This window comes from Pararhodobacter sp. (assembly GCF_034676545.1).
GTDB lineage: Bacteria > Pseudomonadota > Alphaproteobacteria > Rhodobacterales > Rhodobacteraceae > Pararhodobacter.
In genome coordinates, this window is record NZ_JAUCBZ010000015.1 from 911,303 (window position 1) to 930,051 (window position 18,749).

At 66.1% G+C, this 18,749-nt stretch carries 13 protein-coding genes; 4 read left to right on the top strand and 9 right to left on the bottom strand.

What is annotated here, in order from left to right; translation table 11 throughout:
* Nucleotides 1-73 precede the first annotated feature (73 nt).
* The gene (locus VDQ28_RS07900; protein ID WP_323035420.1) at nt 74-1,729 is read left to right on the top strand and encodes an LCCL domain-containing protein; all 1,656 of its coding nucleotides are present in this window, start codon (nt 74-76) and stop codon (nt 1,727-1,729) included.
* A gap of 60 nt (nt 1,730-1,789) precedes the next feature.
* Here VDQ28_RS07900 and VDQ28_RS07905 read toward each other — a convergent pair whose 3' ends face one another.
* From VDQ28_RS07905 to VDQ28_RS07920, 4 genes are all read right to left on the bottom strand, one after another.
* Nucleotides 1,790-2,293, bottom strand: a complete 504-nt coding sequence (locus VDQ28_RS07905) for a tetratricopeptide repeat protein (RefSeq protein ID WP_323035421.1) — start codon at nt 2,291-2,293, stop codon at nt 1,790-1,792.
* A 35-nt stretch (nt 2,294-2,328) separates the two neighbouring features.
* Nucleotides 2,329-5,703: an error-prone DNA polymerase gene (locus VDQ28_RS07910; RefSeq protein WP_323035422.1), complete on the bottom strand. Its 3,375-nt coding sequence runs from the start codon at nt 5,701-5,703 to the stop codon at nt 2,329-2,331.
* A gap of 71 nt (nt 5,704-5,774) precedes the next feature.
* Nucleotides 5,775-7,256 carry a DNA polymerase Y family protein gene (locus tag VDQ28_RS07915; RefSeq protein WP_323035423.1) on the bottom strand — a complete coding sequence of 494 codons (1,482 nt, stop codon included), beginning with the start codon at nt 7,254-7,256 and terminating at the stop codon, nt 5,775-5,777.
* Nucleotides 7,257-7,446: 190 nt separating this feature from the next.
* Nucleotides 7,447-9,105 carry a thiamine pyrophosphate-binding protein gene (locus tag VDQ28_RS07920; RefSeq protein ID WP_323035424.1) on the bottom strand — a complete coding sequence of 553 codons (1,659 nt, stop codon included), beginning with the start codon at nt 9,103-9,105 and terminating at the stop codon, nt 7,447-7,449.
* A 297-nt stretch (nt 9,106-9,402) separates the two neighbouring features.
* Here VDQ28_RS07920 and VDQ28_RS07925 point away from each other — a divergent pair, with 297 nt between their 5' ends.
* Nucleotides 9,403-10,716, top strand: coding sequence for a hypothetical protein (locus VDQ28_RS07925; protein WP_323035425.1), 1,314 nt, complete (start codon nt 9,403-9,405; stop codon nt 10,714-10,716).
* Here the strand turns inward: VDQ28_RS07925 and VDQ28_RS07930 are convergent.
* Entirely contained in the window at nt 10,713-12,665 is a 1,953-nt protein-coding gene (locus tag VDQ28_RS07930) for a lytic transglycosylase domain-containing protein (RefSeq protein WP_323035426.1), read from the bottom strand. The two genes, VDQ28_RS07925 and VDQ28_RS07930, sit on opposite strands and share 4 nt — an antisense overlap.
* A 121-nt stretch (nt 12,666-12,786) precedes the next feature.
* Here VDQ28_RS07930 and dapA point away from each other — a divergent pair, with 121 nt between their 5' ends.
* Complete coding sequence (gene dapA, locus VDQ28_RS07935) at nt 12,787-13,662, top strand: 4-hydroxy-tetrahydrodipicolinate synthase (protein ID WP_323035427.1); 876 nt, start codon at nt 12,787-12,789, stop codon at nt 13,660-13,662.
* 47 nt (nt 13,663-13,709) lie between these two features.
* Here dapA and VDQ28_RS07940 read toward each other — a convergent pair whose 3' ends face one another.
* The 4 genes from VDQ28_RS07940 to VDQ28_RS07955 all read right to left on the bottom strand — a co-directional run bounded on the left by VDQ28_RS07940 (nt 13,710) and on the right by VDQ28_RS07955 (nt 17,323).
* On the bottom strand, nt 13,710-14,483 hold the full coding sequence (locus VDQ28_RS07940) for a pentapeptide repeat-containing protein (protein WP_323035428.1): 774 nt from the start codon (nt 14,481-14,483) through the stop codon (nt 13,710-13,712).
* A gap of 30 nt (nt 14,484-14,513) precedes the next feature.
* Nucleotides 14,514-14,846 carry a hypothetical protein gene (locus tag VDQ28_RS07945; protein ID WP_323035429.1) on the bottom strand — a complete coding sequence of 111 codons (333 nt, stop codon included), beginning with the start codon at nt 14,844-14,846 and terminating at the stop codon, nt 14,514-14,516.
* A gap of 125 nt (nt 14,847-14,971) precedes the next feature.
* Nucleotides 14,972-15,904, bottom strand: coding sequence for a 3-keto-5-aminohexanoate cleavage protein (locus tag VDQ28_RS07950; protein ID WP_323035430.1), 933 nt, complete (start codon nt 15,902-15,904; stop codon nt 14,972-14,974).
* Nucleotides 15,905-15,988: 84 nt separating this feature from the next.
* Nucleotides 15,989-17,323, bottom strand: coding sequence for an amidase (locus VDQ28_RS07955; RefSeq protein ID WP_323035431.1), 1,335 nt, complete (start codon nt 17,321-17,323; stop codon nt 15,989-15,991).
* A 94-nt stretch (nt 17,324-17,417) separates the two neighbouring features.
* Between VDQ28_RS07955 and VDQ28_RS07960 the strand changes: the two genes are divergently transcribed.
* Nucleotides 17,418-18,644 (top strand): UbiH/UbiF/VisC/COQ6 family ubiquinone biosynthesis hydroxylase, encoded by a 1,227-nt coding sequence (locus VDQ28_RS07960; protein ID WP_323035432.1) that lies wholly within the window; start codon nt 17,418-17,420, stop codon nt 18,642-18,644.
* Nucleotides 18,645-18,749: the final 105 nt, after the last annotated feature.

Below are 18,749 nucleotides of genomic sequence, written 5' to 3' on the forward strand. Positions count from 1 at the left end.
TGTGTCAAACGGACGTGCCGCCGGAACATATAGACTTATGCGCATGTGACTTGTTTGGAGAGGAGAGCACATCATGTCTGGAACCATCGTTTCAGCGTCGCGCCTGACGGGCCTGCGCCGTGTCTTACCCACCTTGGCCTTCGCCGCTGCCAGTGTGATCGGCACGGCGGCAATGGCATGCCCGGATTGGTCGATGACCGGCCAGCAACTGAATTATTCGTCAGATCAGCTTTGGACCGCGCAGAGCCTCTCCGTGGTCGCGGGGGGCGCGAACAATCTGTCGAATTGTCCGCAGCCGGGGGTGGGCTATGTTGCCTCACGACCGGATTTCGACCTGAGTTTCAGCGGCAACTCCATGGGCCGTGACCTCGATTTCCGGGTGACGGCGGATTGTGACACGGTCTTGTTGGTCAATGACGCGCGCGGCCAATGGTATTTCAACGACGACGGCGGTGAGGGGTTGAACGCGCGTCTGCGTGTGCCATCCGCACCGAACGGGGCCTATGACATCTGGGTCGGCACCTATGGACCATCGACCTGTCGCGCCACATTGACGCTGGAAACCTTCGGCGGCGGGTCGGTCGGTGGCGTTGTGACCCCGCCACCAGCACAGGCGCTGTGCCCTGATCCCGGGCAAAATGGCCGGATGTTGAGCTATGACGGTCAGGCGTTGTATACGGCGCAACGCTTTGATGTGATCGCCGGCGGCAACGTTGATCTGGCCCGGTGTCAGGCGGTTCCCGGTCGCGGGTATCTCATGCAAAGCCCGGACTATACGCTGAACCTGGCGGGGAACCCGCAGCAATATGATCTGGAGTTCCGGACGGAGGGTTCGTGTGACCCGGTGCTGTTGGTCCATGACAGCAGCGGGCAGTGGCATTTCAATGATGATAGCGCCGGTCTGAATGCGCGTCTGCGCCTCGATCGTGCCCGGCCGGGTGAGTATGATATCTGGGTCGGAACCTATGGCCCGCAGACCTGCCAAGCGATGCTGGTGGCCGAGAGTTTTGGCGGTGTCGCGCCACAACCGCAGCCGCCTGCGGGCGTAACCGCCGCGCCGAGCACCATGACCGGCTATCGTGGGCAGAACGGCCAGACCTTCAGCTTTCAGGTGACGGGCGCGTCCAGCGGATCGGTCTGGGGCACGGGTATCTACACCGACGATTCCTCGGTGGCGCGGGCGGCGGTACATGCGGGCTTGGTGGGCGTCGGGCAGACCGGTGTGGTCCATGTGCAAGTCCTGCCGGGTCAGCAATCCTATCAGGGCAGCGCGCAATACGGGGTGCAATCGTCGAACTACGGCACATGGCACGGCAGCTATCAGTTCGTGCGGGGCGGCGGTGTTGCGGGCGGTGTTGCGGGCGGTGGCCAGATGGTCGAGGCGCAGGGCCGGTGGGCGATCGTCGCCAATGGATATGCCGGCAGACTGGAACTGGACCAGCGCGGCGGTGTCTGGAGCGGGACGGTGTATTTCGACGCGCATGGTGGCCGGGCAGAGCCGTTGATGCATGTCGGGTATGACGCCGGGTCGGGCACGGTGACCTTTACCCGACCGCTTGGCGGCGCGACGAACCCGCTTGGCGGCGCGACGCAGATCTATCGCGGCACGCTGCGCGGCGATCAGATCTCGGGCCAGTTCAACCAGGGTGGCGGCGCGTATACCTATGAGTGGACCGCAACACGGACGGGCGGCGCGGCTGCGGCACCGGGCGGCGGCTTGGGCAAGTAACGTCGGGCAGGATGGTCATGGGGCCGGGGGTATCCCTCGGCCCCATGTCTTTGCCGGGCGCTAGTGGATCTGCGCCATTGCCTTGAGGGCTTCGTCCTTGACCTTCTGCGCGTGAATATCGCCGGGGCGACCCGCCAGGATGATCTCGGCCTGTGCCAAGGCGCCGTTGAAATCCCCGCCTTCATAGAGCGCTTCGGCCAGAACCTGCCGCAAACCAAGGTTATGGGGTTCCAGCTCCAGACCCTTGAGCACATAGGGCTTTGTGTCTGGCACGCGATCCAGGACGATCAAGATGGTGATGATGTTGCCAATCGCCTCGGCATAATTCGGCTCGACCTTGATGGCGCTGGCAAAGGCTTTGGCGGCGTCTTCGTTCTGGGCCAGTTGCGAATGCGCGATGCCCAGGACGTTGTACAGCAGCGCATGTTTGGGATGATTGCGGATCAAGGCCTGACTGAGGCTGATGGCGGCGGTGAACTCACCGGCCTGGACCTGTTGCTGCAGGCGCTCCAACCCCTCGGACAAGGACGGGGTGCTGGTTTTGGCGGTATGGGGCGGTTTCATCGAGACGTCCTTTGCTGCGGGTCTTTCCGCGTTCCTTAATGGAAATCGCGGCTGGGGAACAGGATTTTGGCTTGATCGCGCGGGTGGCGCATGCCGCGCAGGGTGCGGGCGCGCAGCGGATGGTTGGCGGGCAGTTCACGCAGGGCCACCGGGCGGCGGGCCTCGTCGCCGCGCCCTTCGGTCGGGTCGATCGCCTCCATGCCCAGATCGCCCAGAATGGCCAGGGTCGGCGACAGATCCTCGACCTCATCGGCGATCAGATGAATGATGCCTTCCTCGCGCTGCAACCGCCCGGTGATGCGCAACAGCCGCCCGCCGATGACAATCCGCCGGAACCGTTCATAAACCTTGGGCCAGACGACGACATTGCAGACATCGGTTTCATCCTCGAGCGTGATGAAGATCACCCCAGAGGCCGTGCCGGGCCGTTGCCGGGTGATCACCAGGCCGCAGACACTGACCCGGTTCGGCGCGTGGGGCAGGTCGGCATGCGGCGTCAGGCCGGGGAGGTGCGGGCGCAATATCTCCATCGGGTGCGCGCGCAGAGACAGGCGCAGCGCCAGATAATCGTCGATCACCTGCTCGCCCAGCGTCATCTGCGGCAGGTCGGGCGTGTCCTCGCGCAGCCCCTCGCCATCCTGTCCGAACAGCGGCAAGGGTTTCGGCGCGCGGATCGCCCGCACCGCCCAAAGCGCATCGCGGCGGTTCAATTGCATCCCCGAGAAGGCATCCGCCTCGGCCAGCCGTTCCAGCGCGGCCGGCGGCACCCCGGCGCGCCGCCACAGGCTTTCGGGGTCCGGATAGCCATTGCCGCGCGCCGCGACGATCCATTCGGCATCCGCCTCACGCAACCCCTTGATCTGCCGGAACCCCAGCCGCAGCGCCAACCGCCCGTCGGCGCGTTTTTGCAGGCTGTTGTCCCAGTCGGACTGGTTCACGCAGACCGGCCGCACCTCGATGCCGTGTTCCCGCACATCGCGCACGATCTGCGCCGGGGCATAAAACCCCATCGGCTGCGAGTTGAGCAGCGCGCAGGCAAAGGCCGCCGGGTGGTGGCGTTTCAAATAGGCCGAGGCATAGACCAGCAGCGCGAACGAGGCGGCGTGCGATTCCGGGAAACCGTATTCGCCGAACCCCTCGATCTGCGCGAAACATTGCTCGGCAAAGGGCAGGTCATAGTCTCTTTCAAGCATTCCCGAAATAAACCGGTCGCGGAAGGTGGCAATCGTGCCCATGCGCTTGAAGGTCGCCAGCGAGCGGCGCAAGCGATCCGCTTCCTCGGGGCTGAACCCGGCGGCGACCACGGCAATCTGCATCGCCTGTTCCTGAAACAGCGGCACGCCCAGCGTGCGCTCCAGCACCGGGCGCAGATCGGTCGAAGGCAGGTTCACCGGCTCACGCCCCTGTCGCCGGTTGATATAGGGGTGCACCATACCGCCCTGAATCGGGCCGGGGCGGATGATCGCCACCTCGATCACCAGATCATAAAACTCGCGCGGCTTCATGCGCGGCAAAAAGTTCATCTGCGCGCGGCTTTCCACCTGAAACACGCCAATCGCATCGGCGCGGCACAGCATGTCATAGGTCGGCACATCCTCGCGCGGCAGGTTTTCCAGTGAAAACCCCGGCCCGCCATGCTGCGCGATCAGATCAAAGCTCTTGCGGATGCAGGTCAGCATGCCCAGCGACAGCACATCCACCTTCAGGATGCCCAGCGCGTTGATATCGTCCTTGTCCCACTCGATAACCGTGCGCTCCTCCATCGCCGCGTTCTCGATCGGACACAACTCATCCAGCCGCCCCTTGGTGATCACGAACCCGCCGACATGCTGGCTCAGGTGGCGCGGAAAGCCGATGATCTCGGCAATCAGATGCAGGGTCTGTCCAAGGCGACGGTCGTCGGGGTTCAACCCCAGTTCCGCCAGCGCCTCGGGCCCCGGCGGGCGCGAGGACCAGCCCCAGGAACTGCCCGCCAGCGAGGCCAGCAGATCCTCGCTCAGCCCCATCACCTTGCCCACCTCGCGGATCGCCGCGCGGGTGCGGAAATGGATCACCGTGGCGGTCAGCCCGGCGCGGTGGCGGCCGTAGGTTTCATAGATATGCTGGATCACCTCCTCGCGGCGCTCATGCTCGAAATCCACGTCGATATCGGGCGGCTCGCCGCGCGCCTCGGACATGAAGCGTTCAAACACCATGCTGATCACATCGGGCGCGACCTCGGTGATGCCCAAGGCGTAACAGATCACCGAATTCGCCGCCGAGCCGCGCCCCTGGCACAGGATGCCCCGGCTGCGCGCAAAGGCGACGATATCGTTGACGGTCAGGAAATAGGCGGCAAAACCCAGCGCCTTGATGATGCGCAACTCCTTTTCCACCTTCTGCATCGTATCCGGCGGCACCCCGCCCGGAAACCGGCGGCGCAACCCCTCACCCGTCAGACGCTCCAACCGCTTTTGCGGCGGCTCGCCGTCGGTGACTTCGTCGGGGTATTCATAACTCAACTCATCCAGCGAAAAGGCACAGCGCCCGGCGATCTCCAGCGTGCGCCGTATCGCGGCGGGGTGATCGCGGAACAGCCGCGCCATATCGGCAGGCGCTTTCAGGCGGCGTTCGGCATTGGGTAGGGCGCGGCGGCCAATCGTGTCAATCGTCAGCCCCTCGCGGATGCAGGTCAGCACATCGGCCAATCGCCGCCGCCGCGCGTGGTGCATCACCACATCGCCCAGCGCGACCATCGGCACGGCGCTGCGCTGCGCCAACCCCGCCACCTGCCGCAACCGCACCACGTCGCGCCCGTCATAACGCGGCGCGGCACCCAGAAACACATTCCCCGGAAAACGCCGCGCCATGTCGCGCAGCAGCGCGTCGGGGGCAGGGTGGTGCAACGGATCAGGCGGCAAGGCGATCAGGATCATCCCCTCAGCGCCGGCTTGCAGATCACTCAAGGTCAACCGGCACTGCCCCTTTTCCACCCGCCGCTTGCCCAGGCTCAACAGCCGCGACAACCGCGCATAGGCCGCGCGATCGGTGGGCAGCGCCAGCCACTCGACCGCGCTGTCCACCAGAACCAACCGCGCGCCGATGATCAGGCGCGGCAAGCGGGGCGGGGCCTGCACCCCGCCGCTCGCCCGCATCTGCCGACTTGACGGATCCTGCACGCTCTGCCCGCGAATGCTGACCGTGCCATCCGCGCCCGTCACCCCCTCGTCCAGCGCCCGCTTGATCTCGCGCAGCGCCGAATGCGCCCGCACCACGCCCGCCAGCGAATTGCGGTCGGTGATGGCAATCGCCGAAATCCCCAATTCCGCCGCCCGCGCCACCAACTCCTCAGGATGCGACGCGCCGGTCAAAAAGGTGAAATTCGTGGTCACGCAAAGTTCCGCATAGCCCCCTTCCTCTGACGACATCATCTTGCCCAAAATACTCTGGGGGGAGCGCGCAGCGCGGGGGGCTAGCCCCCCTCTGGTTTTGGACCCAGGGGTCATGCGAATTCCCCCTGCACGGCCCAGCCGGGGTCTTGCGGCGTGTAGAACACCCACAAACGCGGCCCCTCGGCGCAATCGAGCCGCCAGTAATCGCGCACACCGCTGCGCCACAGAGGGTCGTCCAGCCACCATTCCGGCGTCAGCCGTTCCGGCCCGGTGGCGCGCACCACGCTCAACGCCCGCCGCCGCCAGCGCAGGCGGTGCGGCGGCGTGGGGCCACGCGCGCCCGGCAGGGGTTCGGGCGGGAACAGGATTAGCGGGCGGTCGGGGCCATGCGCCCAGACCTGTATGCCCGGTGCCTCGGTGAACATCGCCGAGGCCACCTGAAACCCGCGTTCCGGAATGTGGCTGTCGGCGGGCAGGAACCGGGTCAGCGCGTCCAGCCCCAACCGATTGCCCAGCCGGGTCATCAGATCGGCCAGAGCATCCGTGCCGGTGGTCTTGGCGCCGGTCAGTTGTGTGGGCGGCAGGGGTTCGGTCAAGGGCGCGCTCAGGCGCAGCCCGTCAAAGCCGAATCCGGCGTCCAGCGCCTCGACCGCACGCTCGAACAGCGCGGCCATCGTCGCGGCGTCGCGCATCGGGCGGGCCAGCGTGATCCGGGCCTCGGTGCGGGTGCCATCGGCGCGTTGCAACTCGAACCGCAACCGCCGCGCGCCGCGATCCTTGGCGGCCAAGGTGGCACACAGCCGGTCCAGCAGGCGTTTCAGCCCGGCCATCACATCCGAGGTCAGGCCGATCGGTTCCGGCAGCGTCAGGCGGATCGCATAGACCGGGTCATCGGGAGGGGCGGCAACGGGTTCGGCCAGCGCGCCCATCGCCTGATCGAAGCGCAGCATCAGATCATCGCCAAAGCGCCGCGCCAGACTGCCGCGTTGCGCCCGCGCCAGATCGCGCACCTGCCGCAAGCCCAACCGCGCAAGGCTGGCGCAGGTCTCGGGCGGCAGGCGCAGGGCGGCGATGGGCAGGGTGGCGATGGCGGCTTGGGCGTCGTCGGTGAGGATGATCGGAGCGTCTCCGAACCGCGCCAGCGCCCAGGCCGCGCCGCGTGTGGGGGCAATGGCGATACGGGCGTCGAGGCCCATCGTCGCCAATCGCGCGCGCAGATCCTCGGCCAGGGTTTGCTCGCCGCCGATCAGATGCGCGGCACCAGAGATGTCGAGGATCAACCCGTCATCGCCATCCACCGCCGCCCAGGGCGCATAACGCAAGGCCCAACGACGCAGGGCGGCCAGCGCGCGGCGTTGGATTTCGGGCTCGTGCGGGCGGGTCAGGAGGGTCGGCAGCAAGGCGCGGGCCTCGGACAAGACCTGCCCGCGCCGCAAACCCTGAGCCTGTGCCGCCGCATTCAGGCACGCCAGCACATCGCCGCGTCCCTGTCGGGCTATCAGTGCAAAGGGTCCCGTGTCCTCGCCGGACCGACGCAGCGCCAAGTCGCTGGCCAGCCGGGGCAAGCACAGGGATAACACGCGCCGTGTCATGCATCCGCCACCATGTTCTTCTTTTGTTCACATGTAGCGTGACAGGATGGTTGAGTCGAGTCGCTCTGGGGGTGGGCGTGGCTCGGGCCCATCGAGGGCCCTCGCCCCGCCGGGAGGGTTCCCCTCCCACGGCGCTTGCGCGCCTCCCACCAGAGTATTTTTGGCAAGATGAAGGAGGGAGGTGGTCAGGTCAGCGCGTGTTTTGGGCCTGGGCGCGGATTGTGTCGAGGCTGGCGCCAGGGGTCAGGGCCTGAGGGTCAAGGCGCAGTTCAAGGATGGCGACGGTTCCGGCGTTTTGCGCGCGTTGGAAGGCGGCAGCGAAATCGGCGGTTCTGGTGACGACCTCGCCGTGTCCACCATAGGCGCGGGCAAGGGCGGCGTAGTCGGGGTTGAACAGGTCGGTGCCGGAAACCCGCGCCGGATAGTGGCGTTCCTGGTGCATGCGGATCGTGCCGTAGCGGCCGTTGTTGGCGACGATGACGATGGGGGTGGCCCCGTATTGACGGGCGGTTGAAAGCTCATTGAGGGTCATCTGAAAGCAGCCATCGCCGGCGAAGCACACCACGGTTTTGCCCGGGTGCTCAAGGCTGGCGGCGACAGCGGCCGGGAAGCCATAGCCCATGCTGCCCGAGGTTGGTGCGAGTTGGCCGGGATAGGCGCGCGGGCGGAAATAGCGGTGCATCCAGGCTGCGTAATTGCCCGCGCCGTTGGTGGCGATCGCGTCGTCGGGCAGGGTGTCGGAGAGGTGGCGCATGATCTGTTCCAGCTTGACGTCGCCCGGGGTTTCGCGCGGTTCGATCCAGGCTTGGTAGTCGGCCTGCGCGGCGGCGGTCCAGGCCGACCAGTCGGGCAGGCCTTGGGGGATGCTGGTGGCGAGGGCGGCGGTCATCGCGGGGGCGGTATGAGGGATCGCCACGTCGGGGCGGAAGACGCGGCCCAATTCGTCCGGGTCGGCGTGGATGTGGATCAGGGTTTTGCCAGGGGCTGCGGGGGTGATCGCCTCGTAGCTGTTGGTGGCGATATCGCCGAGGCGTGCGCCGAGGATCAGCAGGCAGTCGGATTCGCTCAGGCGCTTGGCCAGCGCGGGGTTCATGCCGACGCCGAGATCGCCCGCGTAATTGGGGTGGCGGTTGTCGATCCGGTCCTGGCGGCGGAAGGTGACGGTGACGGGCAGGCCAGTGGAGGAGGCGAGGGTGGCGAGATCCTGTGCGGCTTGGGGTGACCAGTGGGGACCGCCGACGACGATCAGCGGTTTCTGCGCTGTCTTCAGCGCGGCCCAGACGGCCTGTGTTTGCGCTTCGGCGGGGGTGGTGACGGGGGCCGCGCGGGCGGGCAGGTCGGGGACATCGGCGCGGGCGGAGAGCATGTTTTCGGGCAGGGCCAGCACGACCGGACCGGGGCGGCCGGATTGGGCGACGTGGAAGGCGCGGCTGAGATACTCGGGGAGGCGGCGGATGTCGTCGACCTCGGCGGCCCATTTCGCGAGCGGGCCGAAGGTGGCGCGGTAGTCAACCTCCTGGAAGGCTTCGCGGTCGCGGTGGCCGGTGTCGATTTGGCCGACAAAGAGGATCATCGGCGTGCTGTCCTGCTTGGCGACGTGGATCCCAGAGGAGGCGTTGGTCGCGCCGGGGCCGCGGGTGACGAAGGCGATGCCGACCTCGCCGGTGAGTTTTGCGTGGGCCTCGGCCATCATGGAGGCGCCGCCTTCGTGGCGGCAGACGATGTTCTGGATCTCGCTGTCATGGAGGCCGTCGAGGGCGGCGAGGAAGCTTTCACCCGGCACGGAAAAGACCCGGCGAATGCCTTGGGTTTTCAGATGATCGACCAGAATTTGCCCGCCGTGCCGCATGATTTTACCCTCGCTTTGAATGGGAGGAAGGTGGCCCAAGACGGCGGGGTTTGCAAGCGGGTCTGTGGTGGTTTGGTGGGCGTGTGTCCCACCGTGGGACAGGGTGTGAGACATTTGAAATCAAGGAGTTAGCGTGCAGGGTTTACGAATTGGTAGGGATTGGAGGGGGGCGGGATGGCCGGCCGGGTGAGGGTTGATGCGCTGTGGTTGAGTATTTTTGGCAAGATGAAATCGCGAGTGGGTTGTTTGGAGGTGTGGGATCGGCCATCGTTCGTGCGGGGCGTGTGAGGGTGTGCGATGGGTGAAGCGTTTTTGGGATGGCTGCTTGATCTGGGCTGGGTGTATTTTGGCCCGGCCCTGACTTTTTTGATCCTGAGCACCTTTTTCTATCGCGGACTTTGGGAGCATGACGGCGACCGCAAAGCCGCAATGGCCCGGCTGACGGCGAGTTCATTTCATCAGGCGTACCGCGCCGGGATGGAGCGGGTGTTGGCCGGGATGGACACGCGGCCGTCGTCTGCTGAGTTGGCGCATGGCATGGGGCCGGGGCGTGTGGCGTTCAGCAGCGGGTTGTTGCAACGCATGATGCTGCTGGCGGTGGCCTATCCGATTGTGATGTTGATCGGGCAATGGTTGGTGCTGGGGACGGCGCTGGTACTGGGCGGAGTTGAGCTTGCCCCCGTTGGAAGCACCTTGGCGCGGGGGTACGTGGCGCTGTGGATTATCGCCATAATTGGTGTATTGATTTGGGTCGCACGATCGCAGTGGCGTTGGAAATCGTTGGTGGCCGCCACTGCGATCGTGAGTTTAACCTCTGGTGGGCAGATCCTGTCAAATAACTTTGACGTGCCCTCTGTCGTCGCAGACGCAGACGCAGTCGCATTCGCAGTCGCATTCGCAGTCGCAACCGTGATTGAAAGCCGCGAGGGCCGTAATGGGCCAGTGCCGGGCCTGTGGCTGTGGTATTTGGCGGTGCTGGCGCTGGTTTTGGCGACGGTGGTGGCAACGCGCAGCGCCATCACGGGTCAAGACACTCTGGTGATCATCGCCTTCTTTGGCTTCTTTCCGATCCTCAACGCCGTGGCGGATTTTGCGTCGGTTGGGTTGACGCGGTATTTGCTGCGCAGGGGCCTGAATGGGGTGACGATCTGGAATGCCATTCTGGATGTGCTGGGCGGTTTGCTGATCTTTTTCCTGCTGGGTTTCGCAGCGATCACGCTGTTTCATGTCATCCACCCGCGCGACGGGGTGCGGTTGATCGACCTGCCGGGGCTGTTCGAGGGGTTGCGCCATAGCCCCGGCGATAACTGGTGGCTGGCGGTCATGTTGGGGTCCACGCTGTTGCCGACGGTGCTGCACGCGATGATCGGCATGTTCACGGTGTTGACGCGCTATCCAGTGGTGCTGCGCGACCGGGTGGTGGCGCTGTTGAGGGATGATTTGCCGTCGAACCGCAAGTGGGGCACGGCGGCGTATTGCGTGATGGTGACGCTGTCGATCTGGGTGCCGATCTGGGCGTTGGTGGCGCTGTTCAGCGTGAACCACGGCGCGGTGTTGCGCGGGGTGATCGTGGTGTTCGAGGGCTATGCGCGGATGATTGGCGCGCTCTAATCCCGCCCGCGCAGGATATCCGTCAGGCCAATCGGCCCGACCTGACCCGCCAGAATCGCGCGGTAGATGACCAGCGATTCGGTGACGCGCATGACGTAGTTGCGGGTTTCGTTGAAGGGGATCATCTCGACCCAGTCGACGGGGTCGACGGCGTCGGTGCGCGGGTCGCCGTTTTCGCGCATCCAGCGCAGCGGGCGGCCCGGTCCGGCGTTATAGGCGGCGGCGACCAGCGACAGGGTTCCGCCGAATTGTTCTGACATTTCCTGCAGGTAGCCCGCGCCGAGCACGGCGTTATAGGGGCCGTCACGGGTCAGGCGGTCCTCGTCGAAGGCGATGCCGAGGCGGCGTGCGGTGTGGCGGCCGGTCGAGGGCAGGATTTGCAGCAAGCCGCGCGCGTCGGCGTGGCTGACGACGGCGGCGTTGAACTCGCTTTCGCGGCGCGCGATGGCGAGGACCAGCGCGGCGGGGGCCAGGAGGTCGGCCTGTTCCAGCCCGGTGAGGGGGAAATAGGCGCGGGGCAAGAGGATGCCGTTCTGAATGGCCTCCTTGGCGATTTTCAGGGTGAAATGGGGCTCGCCGCGGTCCAGCCAGAGTTGGGCGAGGGCGCCGAGTTGGGCCTCGTCGGTCAGGGTCGAGGCGAGGTGGATCACGAAGCGCCGCGCCTCGTGCCATTGGCCCGCGCTGTGGAGCAGGAGGGCGGCTTGCAGGACGTCGTTCTGCGCGAGAGGGGTGTCGTGCCAATCGGGGTAGTCTGGGTCGGCGATCAGCGCCGGATCGAGGGTCTGGCCCAGGCGTTCGGCGGCGAGTTGGCCGTAGAAGGCGGTCTGGTGTTGCGCGCCAAAGGCATAGGCGGCCCGGGCTTCGGCCTCGCGGCCTGCGGCCTCCAAGGCGCGGCCCTCCCAATACCCGGCGCGACCCAAGGAGATCGGGCTGGACACACGTTGGCGCAGCGCGGCGAAATGATGCGCGGCCTGTTCGGGGTCGTTCAGGTGGCGCAGGGCGACGTAACCGGCCAACCATTCGAGTTCGGCCAGCATGACGCCATCGGTCAAGCCGTGGTGGGCGGCGAGGTCGTAGGAGAGTTGGTAATTGCCATCGTCGAGGGCATTGCGGGCGAGGCGCAGGCGTTGACCGGCCCAGGATTTGGGGCGACCGAGGCCGTCGGGGGAGACCTCGCGCATCAGGTCGGTGGCCGAATCGTCAAAGCCCGCAGCCTGACGCCAGCGGAACCGATCATAGGCGAGGCCGGGGTCATTGGACAGCGCGGCGGGCACGGCGGCAACGAGGATATCGACGCCATCGGCCCGGTTTTGCAGCGCGATGCGGGCGCGGGCGAGGGCGCGGTGGTCGGCGTCCACACGGGGCAGCAGGCGCTCGGCCTGACTGATCTCGCCGCGCCACAACAGGTCATCGAGGCGCTGGGTATGGAGCGGCGCCAGAAGGGCGCCATCACTGGCCAGCAGCGCGGTTTCCTGGGCCTCGGAGAGATCGTGGTGCAGCCAGAGGTCTTGCAGCAACTCGGCAGGGTCGCGATCGGTCTGGCGGTAGGCGGCGATGAGCGCCAGCGTGCCGATGGTGGTTTGCGGCGTGCGGGTTGCGAACCAGTCGAGCACGGCTTGCGCGGGTTGGCCCGCAAGGCGCGATTCGGCGCGTTGGCGCAGCAGGTCCATGCCCGGCCAATCGGCGTGCGTGGCATCGAAGGTGGCATAGGTCGCCAGATCGCCCGCGATCCCGCCGCGCAGGATGCGCCAGGTGGCGATGCGCACGCCGATGGGGCCGGCGGCCTCACGCAGCCGGTTCACGGCGTCGATATCGCCGGAACGCACGGCCTCGACCAGCGCGCCAATCGCCCCGGCTGTGCGCGCGGGCGGCGGCGTGTCGCGGGCGACGCCGGGAAAGGCGAGGCCGAAGCTGGCGAGAATCGCAAGGACTGCGCGGCGGAGATGCATGGTTACTCTTGAAAAGGGGCAGGGATGAGTCTAACCGCCTATCACGTCTGCGCAACACACAAACCGGTTAAGGCCTAGGCGGTTCTGGGGTCATACGGCGCAGCGACAAAAGGAGTCACAGATGTTCCGGGGTTCTCTTCCTGCCCTGATCACGCCGTTTTCAAAAGGCGCGGTCGATTTCGAAACGCTTGGGGCGTTGGTCGAATGGCAGATCAAAGAAGGCAGCAACGGTCTGGTTCCGGTGGGCACCACCGGCGAAAGCCCGACGCTGACGCATGATGAGCATGAGCAAGTCGTCGAGGCGGTGGTCAAACGCGTGGCGGGCCGGGTGCCGGTGATCGCCGGCGCGGGCTCGAACAACACCATCGAATCAATCCGCCTGCTGCGCCACGCCGAAAAGGTCGGCGCGGATGCCGGGTTGGTGGTGACGCCCTATTACAACAAGCCGACGCAGGCCGGTCTGATCGCACATTACACCGCGCTGCATGACGCCTGCAATCTGCCGATCATCATCTACAATATCCCCGGACGCTCGGTCATTGACATGAGCCCCGAGACGATGGGCGCGCTGGCGAAACTGCCGCGCATCATCGGCGTCAAGGACGCCACCGGCAAGCTGGAGCGCGTGTCGATGCAGCGCCTGAGCTGCGGCAAGGATTTCGTGCAATTGTCGGGCGAAGATGCCACGGCGCTGGGCTTCAATGCGCATGGCGGTGTGGGGGCGATCTCGGTCACCGCGAACGTGGCGCCCAAGCTGTGCGCCGAGTTTCAGGCGGCGACGCTGGCCGGGGATTACGCCAAGGCGCTGGCGTATCAAGATCGTCTGATGCCGCTGCATGTGGCGCTCTTTCTGGAGCCGGGCGTGGTTGGCACGAAATACGCGCTGTCGCGGCTGGGCAAATGCCAGCCCGACGTGCGCTTGCCGCTGCTGGAGGCGACCGAGGGCACCAAGGCGGCGATTGACGCAGCGCTGCGTCATGCCGGGTTGCTGGCCTAAGTCCAACCCCTGAAGAGGTTTCTGACGGCTCGCTTTGGCGGGCCGTTTCAGTCTGGCGTGACCTCGATGCCCAGACTGCGCAGCAAGAAATGCTGCTGGCTGGCCGAGACGGTCATTGCCGCGTAGCTGCGCAATTCGGGCAGGTTGAACCCGTCCAATCGGCTGCCGCCGAGGTCCGCGCCGCTGAAATCGGCTTGCAGCAATTCGGGCGCGATCAGGTCGCAATCCTTGAGCACCGCATTGACCAACCGCGCGCCATTCAGGGCGGTGCCGGTCATGTCGCAATCGGTGAAATGACAGCTGTTCAGGTCCAATCGGTCAAGCAGCGCGTCGGTCAGGCGGCAATCGGTGAACCGGGCGGCGTTCAGCGTGCGGCGACCGGCGGTGAAGGCAAAGCTGGTGCCGTCGAAATTGACGCCGCGCATCTGGCAGTCGGTGAAGGCGATTTCATAGGCCTCGCAGCCTTTGAACCTGGTCAGCGTCAGGTCGCAATTGCGGAACACGGCGCGGCTCAGGGTGCAATGTTGAAACACCGACCCCTTGACCTCGGTGCTGTTGTAAAAACTGCAGTCGGTGAACTGGACCTCGCGCAGGTTGGTCATGGCAAAGGTGCAGTCGCGGAACTGGCAATTGGTCCAGCGGCTGGCAATCAGCGCGTCGCCCTTGAGCCGCGCGCCGATGATCTTGCAATCGGTGAAGCTGAGCTCGTCGTCGCTGCTGATCCGCTCGAAATCGACCCCTGACAGGTCTTGTCCGGTGCAGCCGTGATCGGCCTCGATTGCGTGGAGGAGCAGGGTGTTGGAGTGGCTTGTCTTGGGCATCGTGACCTCAGGTGCTGCGACCGAGTATGCCTATGGAGTAACGCGCACCGGCGGCCGGGGCAAGGGACCGATGGTTTTGCGCAGGGTCAGGTGGCCGTCTTGTCGGGTGATTGTCACCGCGCAGGGCAGCGGGGCGAAGGCCGCGGCGATCTGTCTGGGCAGGGTCAGCCGGTTGTTCGCAGCGTCAAACGGGCATTTCTGCGCGTGTTTGCGATAGATCGTTTCCATGGTTTGCACGACGGGCATGGACCCCGAGGTGCGCAACCGGGCTATCCGCCGGGTGACGGCAATCATCGCATGGTCATCCAGAATCTGGAATTTGCCGCCCGCAAGCCATGCGGGCGGGGCGGCCAGGGTGATCATGGATTTCGCGGCAACGGCCAGCGGCAGGGTCAGCGCGCCGTGTTCGTCGATGGTGGCGGTGTAGTCGATGACAGGTCCAGTCGGGGTCAGGGGTCAGGGTCAGAGTCGGGGGTCAGGGTCGGGGGTCAGAAATTCACCCGGTCGCCGCCCTTGAGGCCCAGCATCTCGCGGGCCTCATCCGGGGTGGCGATGGTGTTGCCGAGGTCCTCGAGGATCCGGCGCACCTTGGTGACCTGCGCCGCGTTCGACTCGGCCAGTTCGCCGCGCGCGATGAACAGGCTGTCCTCCAGCCCGACGCGCACATGGCCGCCCATCTGGCTGGCGGTCACCGCCATCGGGATCTGCGCGAGACCCGCCGCCAGCACCGACCAGCGGTACTCCGCGCCGAACAGCTTGTCGGCGGTGCGTTTGAGGAACACGAGGTTTTCCACATCCGCGCCGATACCGCCCATGATGCCCATCACGAATTGCAGGAAAATCGGTGCCTTGAAATGCCCCTGATCGGCCATCGCCTTGAGGTTATAAAGGTGGCCGACGTCGTAAATCTCGTGCTCGAACTTGATCTGGTCGGGGGCGAGGGTCTCGGCGGCTTCCTTGATATCCTTGAAGGTGTTGCGGAAAATATTGCCCTCGGAGCCCGCGACATAGGCTTTCTCCCAGTCGAATTTCCAGGTTGTGTAGCGCGCCGCCAGCCCGTGAAAGCTGAAGTTCAACGAGCCCATGTTCATCGAACACATCTCGGGTTTGAAGGTCAGCGCGGGTTTGATGCGGTCTTGAATCGAGGCGGTCAGCGAGCCACCGGTCGAGATGTTCACCACGGCATCGGTGGCCTGCTTGATGCGGGCCAGAAACGGCGCGAAATCATCGGGGTTGATCGACGGTGCGCCGGTTTTGGGGTCACGCGCGTGCAGATGCAGGATCGACGCGCCCGCCTCGGCCGCGGCAATCGCCTGCGTGGCGATCTGGTCGTAGGTATAGGGCAGGGCGTCGGACATGGTCGGCGTGTGGATCGCGCCGGTCACGGCACAGGTGATGATCGTCCTGGGTTTGCGCGCCATGGGTCAGGCTCCTTTGGTCAGACCGGTCACCCGGCGATTGCGGTTCAGAACCGTGGTAGGGTGTGTGCATGCACGCACCTTTCGTCACGCAAGCAGGGCTTTTTCGGCGGCCGCCCCCAGGCGCAAAAGGCGCGCCTCATGGTTGGGCGCGGCCATCATCATCAACCCGGTCATCGGGATGCCGGTCGGCAGGGTCAACGCGCAGAGCCCCATCAGATTGCCGATCCGCGTGTTGCGCAGGGTCATCAGGTTTTCGACGGTGAAGAATTTGGTGTCGGCCAGCAAATCCGCAATCCGCATCGGCGTGGTCGCCGCCGTTGGCAGGATCACCGCATCATACCCTGCGGTCGCCGCCTGATACTCGGCGCGCAGCGCCTCCAACCTGTGCCAGGCGGCCACGAAATCGGCGGCCTTCAGCCCAACCCCAGAGCGGAATCGGTCGCGGACCGGGGGGAACATCACATCGGGGTTCGCCTCGATCTGCGGTCCCCAGGTGCCATAGGTCTCCGAGGAATAGAGAACCCCGCTCAGGCCCATCGCCTCGGCCACGCACGGCAGCGCGCCGCGCTCCAGCATCACACCCGCCTTGGCCAATTGCGACAGCGCAAGGTCAAACCCTTTGGCCGGGGCTTCGCGCACGTCCTCCAGCGCGACGGTTTCCAGCACCAACAGGCGGGTGCCCGACAGCGACGCGTCGCGCAGATCAGGCGGCGCAGAGCCGTCAAGCAGCGCGAAACTCAGCGCCGCATCCTCGACCGTGCGGGCCAGCGGGCCGATGGTGTCAAACCGCGCCGCCAGCGGCACCACGCCGGTCAGCGGGATGCGCGGCGCGGTGGTTTTCAGCCCGACAAGGTCATTCCAGACCGCCGGTACGCGCACCGAGCCGCCGGTATCCGAGCCGATCGCCACCGGCGCCAGTCCCCAGGCCACCGAGGCTGCCGCCCCCGACGACGACCCACCCGCCACGCGCTCCGGGTCGTGGATGCAGGGCGGCGAGGCGGTGATCGGGTTCAACCCGAGCCCGGAAAACGCCAGTTCCGTCATATGGGTCTTGCCCAGGGGCGGCAGGCCCGCGTGGGTCAGGCGGTCGACGACCACGGCATTTTGCGTCGGCACCCGGCCCTTGAGCAGCGCAGACCCGGCCTCGGTGCCAACGCCCGCCGTGTCGAACAGGTCTTTCCACGAGACCGGCACGCCATCCAACGGCCCGCGCCGCAATCCCGTTTTCGCGCGCGCACGGGCGGCCATCGCGGCATCCTTGGCCTGCGATGCCATGGTGCGCGCGTAAATCCGATCCGCATGAGGGTGCGCCGCAATCGCCTCAAGAAAGCATTCAGCCAGTTCAACAGGGCAAATCCGGCCCGCATCGATGCCCCGGCCCAACTCGGCCGCGCTGGTGTTGCGCCACGTCTCGCTCATGCCTGCCCCCAATTCCGACCTTGGCCATCATGTCGCAAGGCTAGCGTGCGGGGGGAGCATGGACAATCCCGTTCACAGAGGCATATTTGACGGCATGACACATGATGCCGATATTCTGATCGTGGGCGGAGGGCTGAATGGCCCGGCCTTGGCCTTGGCGCTGGCGCAGGGGGGGCTGTCGGTTGCGGTGATCGACGCGCGCCCGGCCACCGCCCGCGCCGACGAAGCCTTTGACGGGCGCGCCTATGCGCTGGCGCTGGCCTCGGTACGGGTGTTGCAAGCCCTGGGGATCTGGGCGGGGCTGCGCGACAAGACGCAACCGATCACCGGCATTCGCACGTCGCAGGGCCACGCCGGGCAGGGCGCCTCGCCGTTGATGCTGGGCTTCGATGCCGCCGAAATCGAGGAAGGCGCGATGGGCCAGATGGTCGAGGATCGTCACCTCTACCGCGCCTTTCTGGCCGCGATGCAGGCCGAGCCGCGGATCACCCTGCACAGCGGTGCAAAAGTCGTGGGACAGGCGACCGAGGCGGGCGGCGTTTCGGTGACGCTGGAGGATGGGCGCGTGCTGCGCGGTCGGCTGCTGGTGGGCTGCGACGGGCGCGACAGTGCCGTGGCGCGGCGTGCCGGGATCAAACGCTGGGGCTGGGATTACGGGCAGACCGGGCTGGTCTGCGCGCTTGACCACGAGCTGCCGCATGACGGCGTGGCGCATCAGTTCTTCATGCCGCCGGGGCCGTTGGCGATCCTGCCGCTGCCGGGCAACCGCTGCTCGATCGTCTGGTCCGAACGCACCGCCACCGCGCAAGCAATCAACGCGCTGGAGGATGCCGCCTACCTGGAGGTTCTGCGTCCGCGATTCGGCAGCTTTCTGGGCGAGATTTCCCTGGCGGGCGCGCGGTTTGCCTATCCGCTGCGGCTGACGATTGCCGAGAGTTTCGTGGCCGAACGACTGGCGCTGGTCGGCGATGCGGCGCATGGCGTGCATCCGATTGCCGGGCAGGGTCTGAACCTTGGGCTGCGCGATGTGGCGGCACTGGCCGAAGTGCTGATCGAGGCGGCGCGGCGCGGCGAGGATATCGCGGCACCGGATGTGCTGGAGCGCTACCAAGCATGGCGACGGTTCGACGTGGTGCGGTTGGCGCTGGGCATGGATGCGGTGAACACGCTGTTCTCCAACGGCAACCCGGTGCTGGAAGCGGTGCGCGGGCTGGGCATGGGCGCGATCAACGCACTGCCGATGCTGCGCCGGATGTTCATTCGCGAGGCCGCCGGGCTCAATGCCGCCGCGCCGAAGTTGATGCAGGGCGAAGCCATTTGATCGGGTAGGCCGACGCTTGGGGGCATCGAGCCCCCGCACGTCGGCGTGTCTGCGACACGCGGGGGCTGCGCGCCCCCTCTGGCCTGCGGCCATTCACCCCCGGAG